At 52.6% G+C, this 15,828-nt stretch carries 17 protein-coding genes; 13 read left to right on the top strand and 4 right to left on the bottom strand.

Features of this window, described 5'->3' with window-relative positions; all coding sequences use genetic code 11:
* The first annotated feature begins 75 nt into the window (after positions 1–75).
* Positions 76–360: a hypothetical protein gene (locus GA565_RS12015; RefSeq protein ID WP_152198632.1), complete on the top strand. Its 285-nt coding sequence runs from the start codon at positions 76–78 to the stop codon at positions 358–360.
* Between the two features lie 23 nt (positions 361–383).
* Here GA565_RS12015 and GA565_RS12010 read toward each other — a convergent pair whose 3' ends face one another.
* Positions 384–1,136 (bottom strand): SDR family oxidoreductase, encoded by a 753-nt coding sequence (locus GA565_RS12010; protein ID WP_152198631.1) that lies wholly within the window; start codon positions 1,134–1,136, stop codon positions 384–386.
* A gap of 107 nt (positions 1,137–1,243) precedes the next feature.
* Between GA565_RS12010 and GA565_RS12005 the strand changes: the two genes are divergently transcribed.
* The 9 genes from GA565_RS12005 (at position 1,244) to GA565_RS11960 (ending at position 11,433) form a co-directional block, all read left to right on the top strand.
* Positions 1,244–1,681 carry a helix-turn-helix domain-containing protein gene (locus GA565_RS12005; RefSeq protein ID WP_152201466.1) on the top strand — a complete coding sequence of 146 codons (438 nt, stop codon included), beginning with the start codon at positions 1,244–1,246 and terminating at the stop codon, positions 1,679–1,681.
* 791 nt (positions 1,682–2,472) lie between these two features.
* On the top strand, positions 2,473–2,802 hold the full coding sequence (locus GA565_RS11995) for a multidrug efflux SMR transporter (RefSeq protein WP_152198630.1): 330 nt from the start codon (positions 2,473–2,475) through the stop codon (positions 2,800–2,802).
* A gap of 306 nt (positions 2,803–3,108) precedes the next feature.
* On the top strand, positions 3,109–4,689 hold the full coding sequence (locus GA565_RS11990) for an ABC transporter substrate-binding protein (RefSeq protein ID WP_152198629.1): 1,581 nt from the start codon (positions 3,109–3,111) through the stop codon (positions 4,687–4,689).
* A gap of 18 nt (positions 4,690–4,707) precedes the next feature.
* The gene (locus GA565_RS11985; protein WP_152198628.1) at positions 4,708–5,673 is read left to right on the top strand and encodes an ABC transporter permease; all 966 of its coding nucleotides are present in this window, start codon (positions 4,708–4,710) and stop codon (positions 5,671–5,673) included.
* A gap of 11 nt (positions 5,674–5,684) precedes the next feature.
* Positions 5,685–6,668, top strand: a complete 984-nt coding sequence (locus GA565_RS11980; RefSeq protein WP_152198627.1) for an ABC transporter permease — start codon at positions 5,685–5,687, stop codon at positions 6,666–6,668.
* 9 nt (positions 6,669–6,677) lie between these two features.
* Positions 6,678–7,664 carry an ABC transporter ATP-binding protein gene (locus GA565_RS11975; protein WP_226950956.1) on the top strand — a complete coding sequence of 329 codons (987 nt, stop codon included), beginning with the start codon at positions 6,678–6,680 and terminating at the stop codon, positions 7,662–7,664.
* A 9-nt stretch (positions 7,665–7,673) separates the two neighbouring features.
* Positions 7,674–8,759, top strand: a complete 1,086-nt coding sequence (locus tag GA565_RS11970) for an ABC transporter ATP-binding protein (RefSeq protein WP_152198626.1) — start codon at positions 7,674–7,676, stop codon at positions 8,757–8,759.
* Positions 8,756–9,952, top strand: coding sequence for an amidohydrolase family protein (locus GA565_RS11965; protein ID WP_152198625.1), 1,197 nt, complete (start codon positions 8,756–8,758; stop codon positions 9,950–9,952). The genes GA565_RS11970 and GA565_RS11965 overlap by 4 nt, the downstream gene beginning before the upstream one ends.
* The gene (locus GA565_RS11960) at positions 9,952–11,433 is read left to right on the top strand and encodes an amidohydrolase family protein (RefSeq protein WP_152198624.1); all 1,482 of its coding nucleotides are present in this window, start codon (positions 9,952–9,954) and stop codon (positions 11,431–11,433) included. The genes GA565_RS11965 and GA565_RS11960 overlap by 1 nt, the downstream gene beginning before the upstream one ends.
* Positions 11,434–11,485: 52 nt before the next feature.
* On the opposite strand, the gene GA565_RS11955 is transcribed toward GA565_RS11960, so the two are convergent.
* Positions 11,486–11,884: a nuclear transport factor 2 family protein gene (locus tag GA565_RS11955; protein ID WP_152198623.1), complete on the bottom strand. Its 399-nt coding sequence runs from the start codon at positions 11,882–11,884 to the stop codon at positions 11,486–11,488.
* A gap of 183 nt (positions 11,885–12,067) precedes the next feature.
* On the opposite strand from GA565_RS11955, the gene GA565_RS11950 reads away from it, so the two are divergent.
* Positions 12,068–13,330, top strand: coding sequence for an amidohydrolase family protein (locus tag GA565_RS11950; RefSeq protein WP_152198622.1), 1,263 nt, complete (start codon positions 12,068–12,070; stop codon positions 13,328–13,330).
* 16 nt (positions 13,331–13,346) lie between these two features.
* Here GA565_RS11950 and GA565_RS11945 read toward each other — a convergent pair whose 3' ends face one another.
* The gene (locus tag GA565_RS11945; RefSeq protein ID WP_152198621.1) at positions 13,347–14,042 is read right to left on the bottom strand and encodes a GntR family transcriptional regulator; all 696 of its coding nucleotides are present in this window, start codon (positions 14,040–14,042) and stop codon (positions 13,347–13,349) included.
* A gap of 174 nt (positions 14,043–14,216) precedes the next feature.
* On the opposite strand from GA565_RS11945, the gene GA565_RS11940 reads away from it, so the two are divergent.
* Both GA565_RS11940 and GA565_RS24960 read left to right on the top strand, forming a co-directional pair.
* Positions 14,217–14,819 (top strand): hypothetical protein, encoded by a 603-nt coding sequence (locus GA565_RS11940; RefSeq protein WP_152198620.1) that lies wholly within the window; start codon positions 14,217–14,219, stop codon positions 14,817–14,819.
* Between the two features lie 29 nt (positions 14,820–14,848).
* Positions 14,849–14,974, top strand: a complete 126-nt coding sequence (locus GA565_RS24960; protein ID WP_152201462.1) for a helix-turn-helix domain-containing protein — start codon at positions 14,849–14,851, stop codon at positions 14,972–14,974.
* A 170-nt stretch (positions 14,975–15,144) separates the two neighbouring features.
* Here GA565_RS24960 and GA565_RS11930 read toward each other — a convergent pair whose 3' ends face one another.
* Entirely contained in the window at positions 15,145–15,795 is a 651-nt protein-coding gene (locus GA565_RS11930; protein WP_152198619.1) for an SDR family oxidoreductase, read from the bottom strand.
* Between the last annotated feature and the right edge of the window lie 33 nt (positions 15,796–15,828).

Below are 15,828 nucleotides of genomic sequence, written 5' to 3'. Positions count from 1 at the left end.
CTCTACGTTAATTTTTAATAAATTTAAACGTTTTCACGTCCCCGATAAATTTCTTTAGGTGGTGCGATCGGCATTGTGCTCTGCGGCACGGTCATCAATAACCGCACCAACATGCACTTTGCTGACCATCTTTCACCCACAGACCCCGCGGTAAACGAATGGGTAAATACCCGCGCACAGCGCAATATCGGGCAGGGTTTTTCACCTGATCATGCACAGTCTATTTCACTGCACTCTTTATCTTCAATAGTAATGAATGGAGCAACGACGATGGCATTCTCAGACACCTTTTATCTGCTCATGGTCTGCTTCCTGCTGACCGTTTTTTTGGTACCGCTGATGAAGAAGCCCCGAGTCTGACGCTAATATTCCTCAGGCTTGGCTTACACGACCTTGCTCAGCTGACGGAAAATAAATCCCGGAGCAAGCCGGCTCGCAACTCTCAGAATGTTACTTTGCCCTGGGCAAATCTCACGTTTTCCGGCCTCAATGGCGACCAGCGCTTTGCGGATCAGCACGTCTACCGGCATGCCCTTCTCGCCTTTCATCTTGCCCTTAAACTCTGCCGAAAAAAGCGGCGTTTCGGTCAACGGAGGGGCCAGTTCTACCACACTGATTTTCGTGCCCTGTAGCTGAGCGCGAAGACAGCGCGTGTAGGCGTGCATGCCCGCCTTGGCGGCAGAGTAAACAGGCGAAACGGCAAACGGCACGAACGCTAATCCGGATGAAACGTTGATTATCAGGGCATCGGGTTGCGCTTTAAGCAGTGGCAAGAACTGCTGCACCATGCGCATCGGCCCCACCAGATTGATATCAACTTCTTGGGTAAGTGTTTCAAGAGGTCGTGCCTCCTGTAGCGGCACAATCTTCATAACCCCTGCGTTGTTCACCAGGGTATCAAGCTTGGGATAATGCGCGGCTATCTGCTCGTAAAGGCTGCGAATATCCTCGGCTTTGCTGACATCGCTTTGGAATAGGTGCAGTTCGGGAAAACGACGTTTAGCGCTTTGCAGGGCATGTTCGCTCCGCCCCGTGATAAGTACCGTATTTCCACCGGCAATTAACTGCCCGGCTAACTCCAGGCCGATTCCGCTGCTGCCACCGGTAATCAGGATCGTTCTTGCGCGCATTTTCATGGTGATGCCCTCAAAGGATGTTGTCGAAATACAGCGTAACGCCTATTCTCTCTAATAGAAATAAGGCACCGAAATGTGCCATACCCACCTAAAAGAGAGTGTCGATTATGAGCGTTGCCCATTTCACCGAACAACAGATAGCTGATGCAAAGCGCTATTCGAACGCGACGCCACCGGTCGAGATCGATCCTCGCATTAAGGATTTGGTCACCGAGCTAATAGGCCGAGTCGCCGACAAATGGACGATGTTGATCCTCGAGGCATTGACCGAGCACGGCACACTGCGCTTTAGCCGCCTGGCCGACGCCGTTGGCGGCATCAGCCAGAAGATGCTGACCCAGACCCTGCGGGCGATGGAGCGCGGCGGGCTGGTATCTCGAACGGTGTATCCGGTCGTGCCGCCGAAGGTTGAATACCAATTAACAAGCTTGGGAATGACCTTAGGTGCCGCTTTTTGCGGTGTGTGGGTGTGGGCCAGTGAAAATCTGCAGGCGGTCGAACAGGCTAGAACGGCTTTTGACCAGCGCGACCATCATGGAGGTTAATTATAGGGCCTTACGACCTTCGACCGGATACCCGGGGTCGGTATAGCTGTGCGTAGAGGCATGGCCTGGCGCGACCAGAGAATTCAATTCAGACGGTTCTGTGGCCAAAGCTGTCAAAAATCCTCAAAGAGTATCCTGAAATCAACGTCGAGATGATCAACGACTATGGGTTAACCGATATTGTTGCTCATCGATAAGATGCAGGCGTCAGATTGGGAGAATAAGTGACTAACGGCATGATATCAATGAGAATGGGTCCTGACATCAGATTTAGATAGAGGCGGCCGTGGACGGTTTTGGCATCGCGCAGGTGCCCGAAGATTTGGTGAACGATTATATTCAAAAAGGCCTGTTGTCACAGGATCTTGATTAATGGACACCTTATTGTGAGGGATGACACATATTTTATTCAAGCCGCCATCAATCGTCTAAAGCAATGAAAATTGTTATTGATGCATTACGTTATCAACGTTAAATAGGTTTATTAACATCACGGATAACCACACGCCCTAACGGCCATTGATGAGCCGGACTTATAATTCTATTCTGCTTTTGACTTTTAATGCGTATCTATTATTAAGTATTAAAGGATTTATAATAGGGGTCGATGGCTCAATAAGGCATTAATCGATAATGCCCCACTGTGGGTTTAAAAATAACAAACCGGTGTAGGGTCAATATTTTCGCGCCCAAAAATGGTATGCTGTTCGCCGTTTCTAATAACGATTTTCTTGAAATTCAACCGGAGACCTCACCGAGCAGGCGATTGAACGCCGCTACGGACTGACGCTATGACCTACATTTATCTTTTTATCGCCATTATCTCTGAAGTTATTGCCACCAGCTCGTTAAAAGCTTCTGAAGGCTTTACCCGCTTCTATCCTTCTGTGGCGGTGGTTGTCGGCTATATCATCTCTTTCATTCTGTTATCGTTGGTTTTGAAATCAATGCCGGTGGGCATCGCCTATGCAATTTGGGCGGGAATGGGCATCGTGTTGGTGGCCTGCGCCGGTTTTGTGTTCTTTGGACAAAAGCTCGATGCTTATGCCATCGGTGGCATGGTGCTGATTATCGCCGGTGTATTAATGATTAATCTGCTGTCCAAAACTGCGGGGCATTAATCCTCCTTCTTCTTTGCTTTAACACTTCGCCGCCTGGCTAAATTGAGCTATAACACAAGGCGGCTTTTTATTGCTAGCAATTTGCACCACCACAATGCAGGCTTGCCCATTCCGTGCGCAACTGCCACTATCTCCACGCCATTCCTTATACTCCAGCATCGACACGCCTCCGATTACCCTTTGAAATAACTCGAAAAGAAGATTATTTTCTTTTTACAACTTGCTTGGCACGATGGTTGCTTTTAATAATTGCTAGCAATGTGGCTAGTAAAAATCGCCCCCAATCATTGTGTGAAGGAAGATCGGATGAAAAAGTACGTGCTGCCGCTTTTACTGACCTGCATGGCAACTCAGGCCGCCGAGGCCGAGAATATTGTTCGCTGGGCGGTTGCCGCCGATATTCCTACGCTGGACCCTGATGCCTTTGCCTCAACGACAGCGCTGACTTTTCAAAACCACATTTATGAGGCCCTGCTTCAGCGCGATAACGATTTGAAGCTGCAGCCCACGCTGGCTACGCATTGGGAATTTATCAATGACACCACGCTGCGTTTTTATCTGCGTCAGGGGGTGAAATTCCAAAACGGCGATGATTTTGACTCTGCCGACGTGGTGGCCTCGATTGCGCGCGTCACCGATCCTGACTCCGGAATTCGCGCCAACGCATCAACCCTTAAAGATGCCGTTGCGGTGGATAAATACACCGTTGATATTCATCTCAAGCAAAAAAGCGGCATTGCGCTCAACGAACTCAGCGGCGTGATGATGATGGATAAAGAGTGGATGGAGGAGCACAACGCCCTCAAACCGACCAGTATGAGCCAGGGCACCGAGGGCTATGCCACCAATAATACCAACGGCACCGGGCCGTTTATGTTGGTGAGCCGCCAGCGCGAATCGCAGATGGTATTAAAGAAGAACCCGACCTGGTGGAATAAAGATAACTCGGTCGGCAATGTGGACCAAATCATCTTCAAGCCTATCACCTCTGATGCAACACGCCTGTCGGGTATTTTGGCGAAAGAATATGACTTGGTGACCAGCGTGCCGCTGCAGGATATCGACAGGCTGCGCAAAGACACCACTATTCAAACGCTGGTTAGCCCCTCACTGCGCGTTGATTTCCTGACCTTTAATCTGCGTGACACCCTCAACGCTGGCAACGTTGAGGGCAAAAATCCGCTCAAAGATTTGCGCGTGCGGCAGGCGTTGATGATGGCGGTTAACCGTGAAGCCATCACGCAAAAAATCATGCGCAGCATGACGCAGGTGGCCAACACCTACCTCGCACCGCAAATCCCGGGCTATGACGCGGCCAATGCTATAAAGCTGGGATACGACCCGGTAAAAGCCAAAGCACTGCTGGCGGAGGCGGGTTATGGCAAAGGCTTCAAGCTGGCTTTTGACTGCGTAGAAGGATCCTATATGAATGCGCCCCAGTGGTGTCAGGCGGTGCAAAGTTACTGGGCTAAAATTGGCGTAACGGCCACTCTAACGATGCACACCAACAGCGTTTATAACCAGATAACTGACAATGGCAAAACGGATATTGCAGTTTTAGGCTGGGCTAACCTGCCTATTATGGATGCCTACAGCATTTCAGTGCAACTGCTGCACACCAATGATAATACCGGCTTTGGGATGTTTAATATTCCGCGTTATTCCAATAAGCAGGTTGACCAGCTCATTGAAGCGTCTATTCCAGAACTTGATGACAAAAAACGCACCGACATGCTGCGTCAGGAAATAAACCTGGCACAGGCCGACTTGCCCTATATGCCCATGCATTATGAGCCGGTGGTATGGGTTGAAAATAAAAACCTGACGCTCAAGCAGAGTCCGGATAACGTCGTGCGTCTTTGGTATGCCCGAGTCAATACTAATTAAGAATAAGGAGAGCGCACAATGCTGAGTTATATCCTTAGAAGGCTGTTGCAAATGATTGGCCTGATGTTGGCAGTGGCGTTTATTTCATTCAGCATGTTTCAATATTTGGGTGATCCGGTCAATAACATGCTGCCGGAAAGCGCAACGCAGCAGGAGCGCACCGATTTACGCATCAAATTAGGCCTCAGCGACCCGATGCTGACCCAGTTTGGGCGCTTTGTGGTGCGCATTTGCCACGGCGACTTTGGTATTTCCTATTATAACCAGGTAGACGTTTTTCATTTAATTATGGAGCGCCTTCCCGCCACGCTGGAGCTGGTTTTGGTGGCCGTCATTATCTCCCTGCTGGTTGGATTTCCACTTGGAGTGTGGTCGGCAATCAGTAAAAATCGTCTGCTGCTGGGGTTGGTGCAATTTTTATCACTGATTGGCGTCTCGCTGCCCAGCTTCCTGATTGGCATTTTGCTGATTATTGTCTTCTCGGTTTATCTGGGAATGTTTCCCTCCAGCGGACGCGGCGTAACGATCCATTTTGGCCTGTGGAGCACCGGTTTGCTCAGCGTGAGTGGATGGAAGTCCATCGTGCTGCCCGCGCTCTCTCTTTCGCTGTTTATGATAACGCTGATTATGCGCCTGGTGCGTTCGGAAATGCTGGAGGTGATGCGCACAGACTATATTAAGTTCGCCAAGGCGCGCGGCCTGCGCAAGGCCAGCATCTATTATCGCCATGCGCTGCGCAATGCGTTATTACCGGTGGTGACAATAGTGGGATTACAAATTGGGGGCCTTATTGCTTTTGCGATTGTCACTGAGACCGTATTCCAATGGCCCGGTATGGGGCTGCTTTTTATTCAGGCGATTAATAATGTCGATATTCCGGTTATCTCGGCTTACCTGATATTTATCGCATTAATTTTCATTGTCATTAATACCCTGGTCGATCTGCTCTATTACTTGATTGACCCGCGTATGAAAAAGTCCTGAGCGAGATAACTATGATGAATCATGACTCCCGGCAATCCGCTGAATTTAACGCAGTCGCTGCGCCAACCCGGCTACAGTTAATCAGGCAAAACCTGACCGCCTTAGCAGACAGCGATTTCCTCTACTATTTTTGGAAATCAAAAATTACCGTCGTGGCCTTTTTTTGGACCGTCGCGCTGCTCGTTTCTGGCATTTTCAGCGGTTGGCTGGCGCCCTATTCCATTTTTGACGCCTCGAGCTTTGACCTGATGAATTCGGAGCTTCCGCCTTCTTGGATGACCGGTGGCGACGCACACTTCTGGCTCGGCACCGACGTTCAGGGGCGCGATTTGCTGTCGCTCATGCTCTATGGCCTGCATATTTCGCTGATTGTCGGCTTAATCAGCGTCGGCCTTTCTCTGCTGCTCGGCGTACTGCTAGGGGTGCTGAGTGGCTACCTCGGCGGGCTGGTTGATACGCTTATCATGCGCTTCGCCGACGCCATGCTGAGCATCCCGACCATTATGTTTTCACTGTTGATAAGCGGCGTGGCGCGCGGGGTTTTACCAAAGGAGATACAGGGAGAAATGGCGATGCCGATTATCGTCGCCTCAATTGCCCTGACCGGCTGGATGCAGTACGCCCGCACTATTCGCAGTCTCACCATTCTCGAAAAGCATAAAGAGTACGTGCTGGCCTCCAAAATCAGCGGCGGTCGTAGCGTGCACATCATGTTCGCCCATATTCTGCCGAACGTGCTGAGTCCGGTTTCCGTGCTGGCGACCCTGCATCTGGGGCTGGCTATTCTCACCGAAGCGACGCTGTCGTTTCTCGGCGTGGGCATGCCGCCGGACCAGCCGTCGCTAGGCACGCTTATTAATGAAGGCAATCAATACCTGTTCTCCGGCCAGTGGTGGGTGGTGCTATTTCCCGCGTTAGTATTAGTGACGTTGTCACTGGCTTTTAACATCCTCGGCGACTGGCTGCGGGATATTCTCAACCCCAAACTACGTTAGGACGCGACGATGAACAGCAGCCCGCTTTCTTGCCCTCCTGAGGCTCCGTTACTGCAGGTAGAAGGACTTAGCGTTGAGTTTATGCACCGTAAAGGTGCTCTGCAGGCAATCCGTGATGTCTCGTTTTCACTCAACGCCGGTGAAATTCTCGGCGTCGTAGGCGAGTCGGGGGCGGGTAAATCACTCACCGGCTCCGCTGTCTCCGGTTTGCTTGAACCCCCTGGGCGCATCAGTGGCGGCAAAATATTCTTTAACGGCCAGCGCATCGACAATCTCGATGAAGCTGAACGACGCCTGCTGCGCGGCAGAAAAATTAGCTGTATTTTCCAAGACCCGTTGACCAGCCTTAACCCCGTGCTGACCATCGGCGAACAGCTGATTGAAACCATTCGCACTCACCTGCCACTCAATGCCGAGCAGGGGCGCAGGCGCGCCATCGAGCTAATGGGTGAAGTCGGTATCAGCAGCGCTGAACAGCGCCTTGAACAGTATCCCCATCAGTTTTCCGGCGGCATGCGCCAACGCATTATTATCGCCCTGGCGCTGTGCGTGGAACCTGAGCTGGTGATTGCCGATGAACCCACCACTGCGCTGGACGTTTCAGTACAGGCGCAAGTGCTAGGACTGTTGAAACGCCTGTGCAAGCAGCACGGCACGGCAGTGATGATTATCACTCATGATATGGGGGTAATCGCCGAGATTTGCGACCGCGTGGCGGTGATGTATGCCGGTCAACTGATTGAAACCGGGCCGGTTCAACAGGTACTGCTGCAGCCACGGCACCCCTACACTCGCGGGTTGATGGCCTCGATCCCCAGCCTGACCACGCGCCGCCCACGTCTGGCGCAAATCGACGGTTCAATGCCGCGCCTTAATCAGCTTCCCACTGGCTGCTCTTTTCATCCGCGTTGCACGCAAAGGCTTGAACAATGTTGTCAGCAGTCGCCCTCGCTACGAACGCTAGGCGAGACACGCGTCGCCTGTCTGAATATTTAAGGAGCCACCATGAATACGATGAAACAGACCGTTCCACTGACAGCTGTAGGCACTGAAGAGGCCAGCGCAAGAAACCCACAGGCGCATACAATTATGCAGGTTGAGGACTTGCATATCAGCTTTGAAGTCGGCAGCGGCGTTATGCCGAGCTTGTTCAAACGCCAGCCAAAACAACAACTGCAGGCGGTGAGAGGCATCAGCTTTAGCGTGCAGCAGGGCGAAACCTTTAGCCTGGTGGGCGAATCTGGCTGCGGTAAATCCACCGTTGCCCGCGCGCTGGCCGGGCTTTATACGCCAACCAAGGGAACGATATCTCACGCAGGCCACGCCCTCACGCCGGGCGATACGTCCCCCGGCCGCGGGATTCAGATGATATTCCAGGACCCTTACGCCAGCCTCAATCCACGCTGGCGTGTAGAGCGCATTATTGCTGAGCCGCTGCGATTGCAAAATCGGGTTGGCACGACGCGGCAGGCGCGCAGTCAGGTGGCGGCGCTGCTGCGTCAGGTCGGACTGGCGGAGAGCGACATGTTTAAATTTCCGCACGAGTTCTCCGGCGGCCAGCGCCAACGCATTTCAATTGCCCGCGCCCTCGCCACCCAGCCAGACTTTTTGATTTGCGACGAACCGACCTCGGCGTTGGACGTCTCGGTACAGGCACAGGTGCTTAATCTAATGAGTGACCTGCAGGAAACGCTGGGCCTGACCTACTTCTTTATCAGCCATAATATGTCGGTCATCGCTCATATTTCTGACCGCGTCGGCGTGATGTATCTGGGCCGTATTGTCGAGCTGGGTCCGGTGGATGAAATTTTCCATCAGCCGGGCCATCCCTACACTCGAATGCTGCTCGATGCTATTCCCAAAATTGACCAACCGAATCAGGCGAGGGTCGCGATTTCAGGCGAGATGCCAAGCGCGCTCTCGCCGCCCACTGGCTGTGCGTTTCATCCGCGCTGCCCGCAGGCGACCGATATTTGTCGTCAGACACCGCCGCCGGTCCATGCCATGTCTACGCGTCACCATATTGAATGTCACCATCCGGCCGCCTCGGCGCGCCCTTCTTTGCAAGTGATTACAGGAGAAACACGATGAGTTCGTCATTACTTTTAAAACAGGTCCGTCCTTTTACCGGCGTAGATACGCTGGACGTGTTAATTCACGACGGCGTGATTGTTGAAATCGCGCCCGATCTCTCTGCAGCGGCGGCCCAGTCGGAGGTGATTGAGGGCAATAATCAACTGCTGTTGCCTGGTTTTATTGACGGCCATGCGCACATCGATAAAAGCCTGTGGGGCCGTGAATGGTACGAAAACGACGTTCCACGCAACCTGCCAGACATCATTGCCAATGAGCGTGCCTATCGTCGGGAGCATCATCCCGACCCTCAGCTGCAGTCCGAACGCATTGCGCGACACTGCATCAGCCGCGGCACCTCGTTTATCCGCACGCATATTGATGTGGATAATGAAATCGGCGTCAGTCATATAGAAGGTGTGCTGGCGACCAAAGAGAAGCTGGCGCACGCGATTGATATTGAAACCGTGGCGTTTCCGCAAAGCGGCATTTTGGAAAATCCCGGTGCGGAGAAACACCTTGAGCAGGCGCTTGTCCTCGGTGCTGATTATATTGGCGGGCTGGACCCTTGCACCTATGAAAAAGATCCGATCGCGCATTTAAATATTATTTTCCGCCTGGCAGCAAAATACGGTAAAGGCGTAGATATCCATTTGCATGAGCGCGGTGAAGTCGGTGCATTTAGCGTGGAACGCATTCTGGATAAAACCCGTGAATTCGGCCTGGCCGGCAAGGTCACCATTAGTCACGCATTTTGCTTAGGAATGGTCGAAGCAGACCGACAAAAATGGTTTGCCGAACAGCTGGCCGAGCTGGGTATTTCTATCGCCACTACTGCGCCGGTTGACGTGGCGGTACCGCCTTATCTGCTGCTGCGCGAGCACGGCGTTGACGTCTGCGCCGGTAACGACGGAATACGCGACACATGGAGCCCCTATGGCAACGGCGACATGCTGCACCGCGCCATGATGGTAGGCCTGCGCTACCGCTGGCGGAAAGACAGCGAAATGCTCAACGCACTGGACGCTATCACCTACGGCGGCGCACGGGTAATGAAGCGTGAAAACTATGGCATTGAGGTAGGATGTCGCGCCGACATAGTGCTTTTACCCGCCCGCGTGGTGGCCGAAGCCATTGTCGCTCAGCCGATGCCGCGCACGGTTATCAAGCACGGGAAAGTGGTAGCCGCCGCCGGTGAGTGCCTGTTCTGATGGCGGCGCAAAAGATCACCCGCCTAAGCGCCGCCTGGGTGGTGGGATATCAAAACGGCGACCACCGGCTCTATTCGCCGGGCGAAGTGGTTTATCAGGGCGAGCGCGTGCTGTTTGTCGGTCAGCATTATGCCGGCGCAGTGGATGAGGAAATCAACGCCGGTAATGCGCTGGTCGGCCCCGGATTTATTGACCTCGACGCACTGGGCGACCTCGATACCACCGTGCTCGGTTTTGACAATCAGCCCGGCTGGCAAAAGGGGCGTGTGGTGGCCGCTGACTGGCAACGGCGCGATCTGTATTCCCGCGAAGAGCTCAATTTTAACAAGCTGTATGCCTATACTCATCTGTTGCTCAACGGTGTGACCAGCGCAGTGCCTATCACCTCCATTCTGTATCGACAATGGGCTGAGGATACCGATGAATATCGCCACGCGGCGGACGTGGCTGAATCTCTCGGACTGCGGGCGTGGCTGGGTCCGGCGTTTATGTCAGGGCACAGCGTGGTTGAGGCCGACGGCCAAATTGGCATGCGCTTTGACGAAGAACGTGGGCTGGCGGGTCTTGAGGAGGCAGAACGTTTTATCGAAGAAATCAATTCCCGCGGGTCCCCAATACTACGCGGCTTTTTAGCCCCTGATCGCATCGAAGGCTCTACGCCCGCCCTGCTCGCCGCGCTGAGCGAAACCGCGCATCGTCAGGGCTGCAGCGTTCGGTTGCACTGCTGCCAGAGCGAGCTTGAAGTCAATGAAGTAGACCGCCGCTTTCAAGGGCGCTCGTCGCTGCAGGTGCTGGCTGACGCCGGGCTATTGCACAACAAAATGCTGCTGCCGCACGGTCAGTTTCTCGGCGGAAAGTCACCGACGCAGGCCAGTATTGCCAGAGATATCAGACTGCTGGCCGACTCCGACGCTAATCTGGTGCTTTGTCCACTGGTTTCAGGCCGTCACGCCAAGTATCTGGAGCAGTATCTTCCACTGAGAGAAGCGGGCGTAAATATGGGATTAGGCACCGACACCTTTCCACCGGATATGCTGACCAATATGCATCTTGGTGCCTTGTTAAGCCGCGTGGTGACGCAAAATGTTCAGGCTGCCAGCGCCGCCGACTATTACCGCATGGCTACTTTGGGCGGGGCAAAGGCATTGGGCCGTGAGGATATTGGCCGCCTTTGCCCCGGTGCGCAGGCTGATATCACGATTATTTCACTCGCCGAGCCGGCGATGGGGCAGATTTTTGACCCCATTACGGCGGTGGTGATTAACGGTAATGGGCGCGACGTGCGCGGGGTGATTATTGCCGGTGAAAAAGTGGTTTGGGACCGGCAATTGGTGAAACGGCGAGTTGATCTTGACCAGCTTCATCATCAGGCGCAGCGGCAATTTGAAAAGCTGATGCTCACTTATCCAGAAAGAAGCTTTCAGCATCCACCGTGTAGCCCTCTTTTCACGCCGTCGTTTCCGCTCAATTCACACGCTTAATCCCGTCTCAGCCGCCTTCAACTTCTGAACAATGAAGGCGGCAAAATGTCCGTTAACCCTGCGAAATTTCAGGCACAAGGATCCACTCGGCGCTGTCGTTCCACACGTCCATACGGGTGATTTTACCGTCGCGAACTTCATAGCGGTCCAAATAGCGATTACCGGCAAATACCCGACCGTCCGGCCATTCGCCGTACAACGTGCCGTTCGAATACACCACCGTGTGGTCACCCTTGTCCATCCAGTCATACTGGCCAATAGACTTTTTCACCCAGGCGTAGCGATCCTTGTTAAACGCCGTGATGTGATGTGCATCGGGCATCACACGTTTACCGGTAAAGGTAATAACGACGTCTGCCGCCATAAAAGTCGCTGCCTTGACGGGATCGGGTGCCATCGACGCTGCCAAAAAATTGCTAACAATCTCTACGGCACTATTTTCCTGTTTCATCTCTTTTTCTCCCAGCGGGGGGGCCGCTATCGTGTCATTGAGTCCCTATGGTGCAAGGGTGCACGGTTGATGTGCAGTCTGGAAGCCATTTTTCAGTGCCAACCCCGTTACGGTGGCGTTGATCAAAATGGCACTTATATTGCTAGCAAAATGCATGCTAATGCTAGCAATATGGAGAAATAAATGCGCGATACTGCCCAAGCACTGAAAATTTTTAATGCCCGTTTGCCGACCTCGGCAGATCAACGGCTCAACCTGCTGGTTGAAAACGGTTTCTTCGTGGCTAAACTGTCCTCAGACGCAGAAAAAAGTGCCGCTACGCTCGATTTACAGGGTAAGTTGCTGCTGCCCGGATTGATTGAAACGCACATCCATCTTGATAAAGCCTGCATTCTTTCACGCTGTGATCTCCACGCGGGTACGGTTCATGAGGCGGTGGAGCAAACTCGCCAGGCAAAGTTGGCGTTTACCGAGCAGGATATCTATCAGCGCGGTGCCAGCGTGTTGGACAAAGCGATTGTTCAGGGCACCACTCATATGCGCACACACGTCGAGCTGGACCCGCAAATTGGTCTGCAGGGATTTAACGCCGTACGCCGACTGCAGAAGGACTATGCGTGGGCAATTACGCTGGAGATTTGCGTATTCCCGCAGGAGGGAATGCTGAATAATCCGGGTACCGAGGCGTTATTACGTCAGGCGCTTGAACAAGGTGCAGAGGTATTGGGCGGCTGTCCTTACACTGACAGTTCCCCGTTGGGGCAAATCGAGCGATTGTTTGAAATGGCGGTGGAATACGACTGCTGTCTTGATTTTCATCTTGATTTCGACCTTTCTCCCGAGGAGATGACACTGCCTAAGGTTATCGAATATACGCAACAATTTGGGCGTCAGGGACGCGTTACGGTAGGTCACGTGACTAAACTTTCGGCGTTGCCGCGCGAGCAGGTAGTCGCACTCGGTAAACAGATGGCGGCGGCGGGTGTCAGCATCACGTCATTACCCGCTACGGATCTGTTTCTCACCGGCAGAGAGCATTTTCATAATCGTCCACGAGGATTGGCCCCCTTGGCCTGTCTCGATGTTTGCGGCGTAACCTGTTCACTGTCGAGCAATAATATTGCCAATCCCTTCACCCCCTACGGCGATGCTTCGCTGGTGCGGCAGGCCAATCTTTTTGCCAACGTCAGTCAGCTGGCGACCGAGGCGGAATTACTGCGTTGCCTGGCGTGGATTTCAACCGAGTCGGCCCGCCTGTTGCGGTTAGAAAACTACGGCCTGACGCCGGGATGCCGTGCAGACTTTGTGGTATTTAATGCAGTGAATGCCGCGGCTGTGGTGGCAGAAATAACGCCGCCGCTGATGGGGTTTAAAGCAGGGAAGAAAACGTTTGAACGACCTGACGTGAAAATTTTCACCGAAGAATCAGGCAATAACGCCGCCTAAATAAGGCGGCGAGTGTTTAGAGGTCGGCCAGCGCCTGACGCAGATTCACCTCGCTGGTAGGCTGCTCCTCAAGCTCAAGCTGTGATTCCAACTCTTCGAGATGTTCAATCATAACCGCCACCGCTTGCTCATTATCACCGGCTTCAAGTGCGGTAATAATGGCCTGATGTTCGTCAGACTGGCATGACGGAACATCATTACGCTGATAAAGCGCGACAATCAGCGAGCTGCGCACCATCAGGTTTGCCAGCACCTCGCTCAGCACTTCATTGCCACAAATTTCACCCAGCATCAGGTGAAATTCGCTCAGCTCACGCACTATTGCGCGACGGTCGGTGTCATTGGTGGCTTCACGCTCATTGCGAAGATGGGTTGCGATACGGTGACGATGACGACGCATCAGCTCGGGCGTGATGGTTTCAACAATTGCACGTTCAATGGCCCGACGGGCGACAAACACCTCCCTCGCCTCTTTGGCCGTAGGTTGAGACACCATAGCACCGCGATTGGGTTCGATATCCACGATGCGCTGCATCGCCAAGCGCTGCAGCGCAACCTGAACATGATTACGGTTGGCGTTCAACGCTTCCACAATTTGTGCCTCAATCAGGCGAGACCCCGGGCGCAGCCGATGTTGAGCAATTGCCTTGGAAAGAACATCTACGATGCGCTTTACTTCCAGTTGTTTGGCCGTAGTCGTGTTATTGCTCATTGTTTCCTCAATGTCGAAACCACCTGCAGTCATTAATTCTATGTGCAGCAGAGCGCCGGATGCAAGAGGCTATGATGTTATCAATACCCCCTATGGCGAGCCGCACACTTTGCGCAGTATTAAATTTTTCAGCCCCGTAGTATGCCCGCAATTTTATGTTTACGGATAGCTACTATGAAAAATCCACTCCTAAAGCAAGTCGTCTTGTTTGTCCTTTTAGCAGCCTGCGCTGCTTTTTCTGCCAGTATCCTGTTTTTCGATGTCGTCATACTGAAAGACCAGGTTAAAGAGATCTCAACCACCGAGATTGTTCAGGAAGCATTCCTGTTCATCACCGCAGTGCTATTTTTCATTCAGTCGCGTCGACAAAAATCCCTGCGCGGCGGTTTTATCCTCGCGGCGGGCTTCTTTGGCTGCATGCTGTTTCGCGAGCTTGACGCGCTGTTTGACATGATTCACTTGGGTGCCTGGGTCTACTTTGCCAGTATGTTGGCAATTTACAGCCTCTGCTGGGCAGCATTTACACCTAAAACCACCCTTAACGGCCTGAATGCGCTGGTTGCCAATGAGTCATTCTCCATATTGATGTTTGGCCTGGTGACTATTTTGGTCTTCTCCCGCGTGATGGGTATTCACTCTATCTGGCAGGCGGCAGTGGCCGGTGATAACGTGCGTCTGGTTAAAAATCTGGTCGAAGAAGGCATCGAGCTGTTTGGCTACTCACTTTGCCTGCTGGCCGCCGTACGCATGAGCTGCAGTAAAGTGGCATTGGCTTAATAGTAAGGCCGTCCGATATTTACCCCTAGATTAGCCAGCTTTGGCCAAAAAGAGAGCGTGTAATTGCGAATGTTATTGGTGTAACGCCTGAAGATATATGGCCAGGTAGATATTTAAAGAAAGTACGGAAGGAAAGAGAATCCAGTAAAAAATGATATTAGTTAGTGAAATAATTCATGGGGTTAAATGATTTGACCAATATTTTTATGATTTAGTAAGCCCCGTTTTTTATTTTCGGGGCTTACTGGGTTTATACTTTAACTAATATAACGAAACTGGCAAATTTTCGGACAGGACGTCCTCTATTGAACGTCCTTATCAACGCCTACTGGCTGACTGCATCACGAATGGGCGTATTGCCGTTGCGCAATTCCCACTGTTTGCCAATCGAGGCGTCTTCTACCACCGTGGCAACGGCCACCAGCGCTACGTCTTCGCGGGAAACTTCACCTCTTCCCGCATGTTCTTCCAGCGTGACAAGCCCAGTGGCTTTGTCATCGGTCAGAGGACCCGGGCGGATGATGGTCCAATCCAGCCCGCTTTTACGTAGCGAAATATCGGCATCACGCTTGGCCTCTACATAGGCTTTCCAGACAGGGTCGGTATCCGGCTTGATAGGATCATCGACACCAATGGCTGAAATCTGCACGTAGCGTGTAATACCGGCCTTTTTAGCGGCGTCGGCCAGCAGCACAGAACCGTCATAGTCGACGGTGCGTTTTCTCTCCGCTGAGGAGCCAGGTCCGGCACCGGCGGCAAATATCACCGCATCAACACCCTTGAGTCCCGAGGCCAACTGATCAACGGTGGCAGATTCGATATCAAGCAACAGGCTTTCGGCACCCAGTTTTCTCAACCTAGACACCTGCTCTTCTTTACGCACAATGCCAAGAGCCTCATGCCCCTGCGCACGTAAGTGCTTGATAATAAACTGTCCAATTTGCCCGTGTGCGCCCACGATTGCGACCTTAGTCATGTTTTCTCCTTTCACCTTTATAACGGTTATGGG

This window comes from Rouxiella sp. S1S-2 (assembly GCF_009208105.1).
Classification (GTDB): Bacteria; Pseudomonadota; Gammaproteobacteria; order Enterobacterales; family Enterobacteriaceae; genus Rouxiella.
Note: the sequence above shows the minus strand (reverse complement) of the source record. Positions and strands in the feature narration are given on the sequence as shown.

Coding starts and splice junctions, on each gene's coding strand:
- GA565_RS12010 (WP_152198631.1), bottom strand. CDS start 1,136: ATGAAAATGCGCGCAAGAACGATCCTGATTACCGGTGGCAGCAGCGGA.
- GA565_RS12005 (WP_152201466.1), top strand. CDS start 1,244: ATGAGCGTTGCCCATTTCACCGAACAACAGATAGCTGATGCAAAGCGC.
- GA565_RS11995 (WP_152198630.1), top strand. CDS start 2,473: ATGACCTACATTTATCTTTTTATCGCCATTATCTCTGAAGTTATTGCC.
- GA565_RS11990 (WP_152198629.1), top strand. CDS start 3,109: ATGAAAAAGTACGTGCTGCCGCTTTTACTGACCTGCATGGCAACTCAG.
- GA565_RS11985 (WP_152198628.1), top strand. CDS start 4,708: ATGCTGAGTTATATCCTTAGAAGGCTGTTGCAAATGATTGGCCTGATG.
- GA565_RS11980 (WP_152198627.1), top strand. CDS start 5,685: ATGATGAATCATGACTCCCGGCAATCCGCTGAATTTAACGCAGTCGCT.
- GA565_RS11975 (WP_226950956.1), top strand. CDS start 6,678: ATGAACAGCAGCCCGCTTTCTTGCCCTCCTGAGGCTCCGTTACTGCAG.
- GA565_RS11970 (WP_152198626.1), top strand. CDS start 7,674: ATGAATACGATGAAACAGACCGTTCCACTGACAGCTGTAGGCACTGAA.
- GA565_RS11965 (WP_152198625.1), top strand. CDS start 8,756: ATGAGTTCGTCATTACTTTTAAAACAGGTCCGTCCTTTTACCGGCGTA.
- GA565_RS11960 (WP_152198624.1), top strand. CDS start 9,952: ATGGCGGCGCAAAAGATCACCCGCCTAAGCGCCGCCTGGGTGGTGGGA.
- GA565_RS11955 (WP_152198623.1), bottom strand. CDS start 11,884: ATGAAACAGGAAAATAGTGCCGTAGAGATTGTTAGCAATTTTTTGGCA.
- GA565_RS11950 (WP_152198622.1), top strand. CDS start 12,068: ATGCGCGATACTGCCCAAGCACTGAAAATTTTTAATGCCCGTTTGCCG.
- GA565_RS11945 (WP_152198621.1), bottom strand. CDS start 14,042: ATGAGCAATAACACGACTACGGCCAAACAACTGGAAGTAAAGCGCATC.
- GA565_RS11940 (WP_152198620.1), top strand. CDS start 14,217: ATGAAAAATCCACTCCTAAAGCAAGTCGTCTTGTTTGTCCTTTTAGCA.
- GA565_RS11930 (WP_152198619.1), bottom strand. CDS start 15,795: ATGACTAAGGTCGCAATCGTGGGCGCACACGGGCAAATTGGACAGTTT.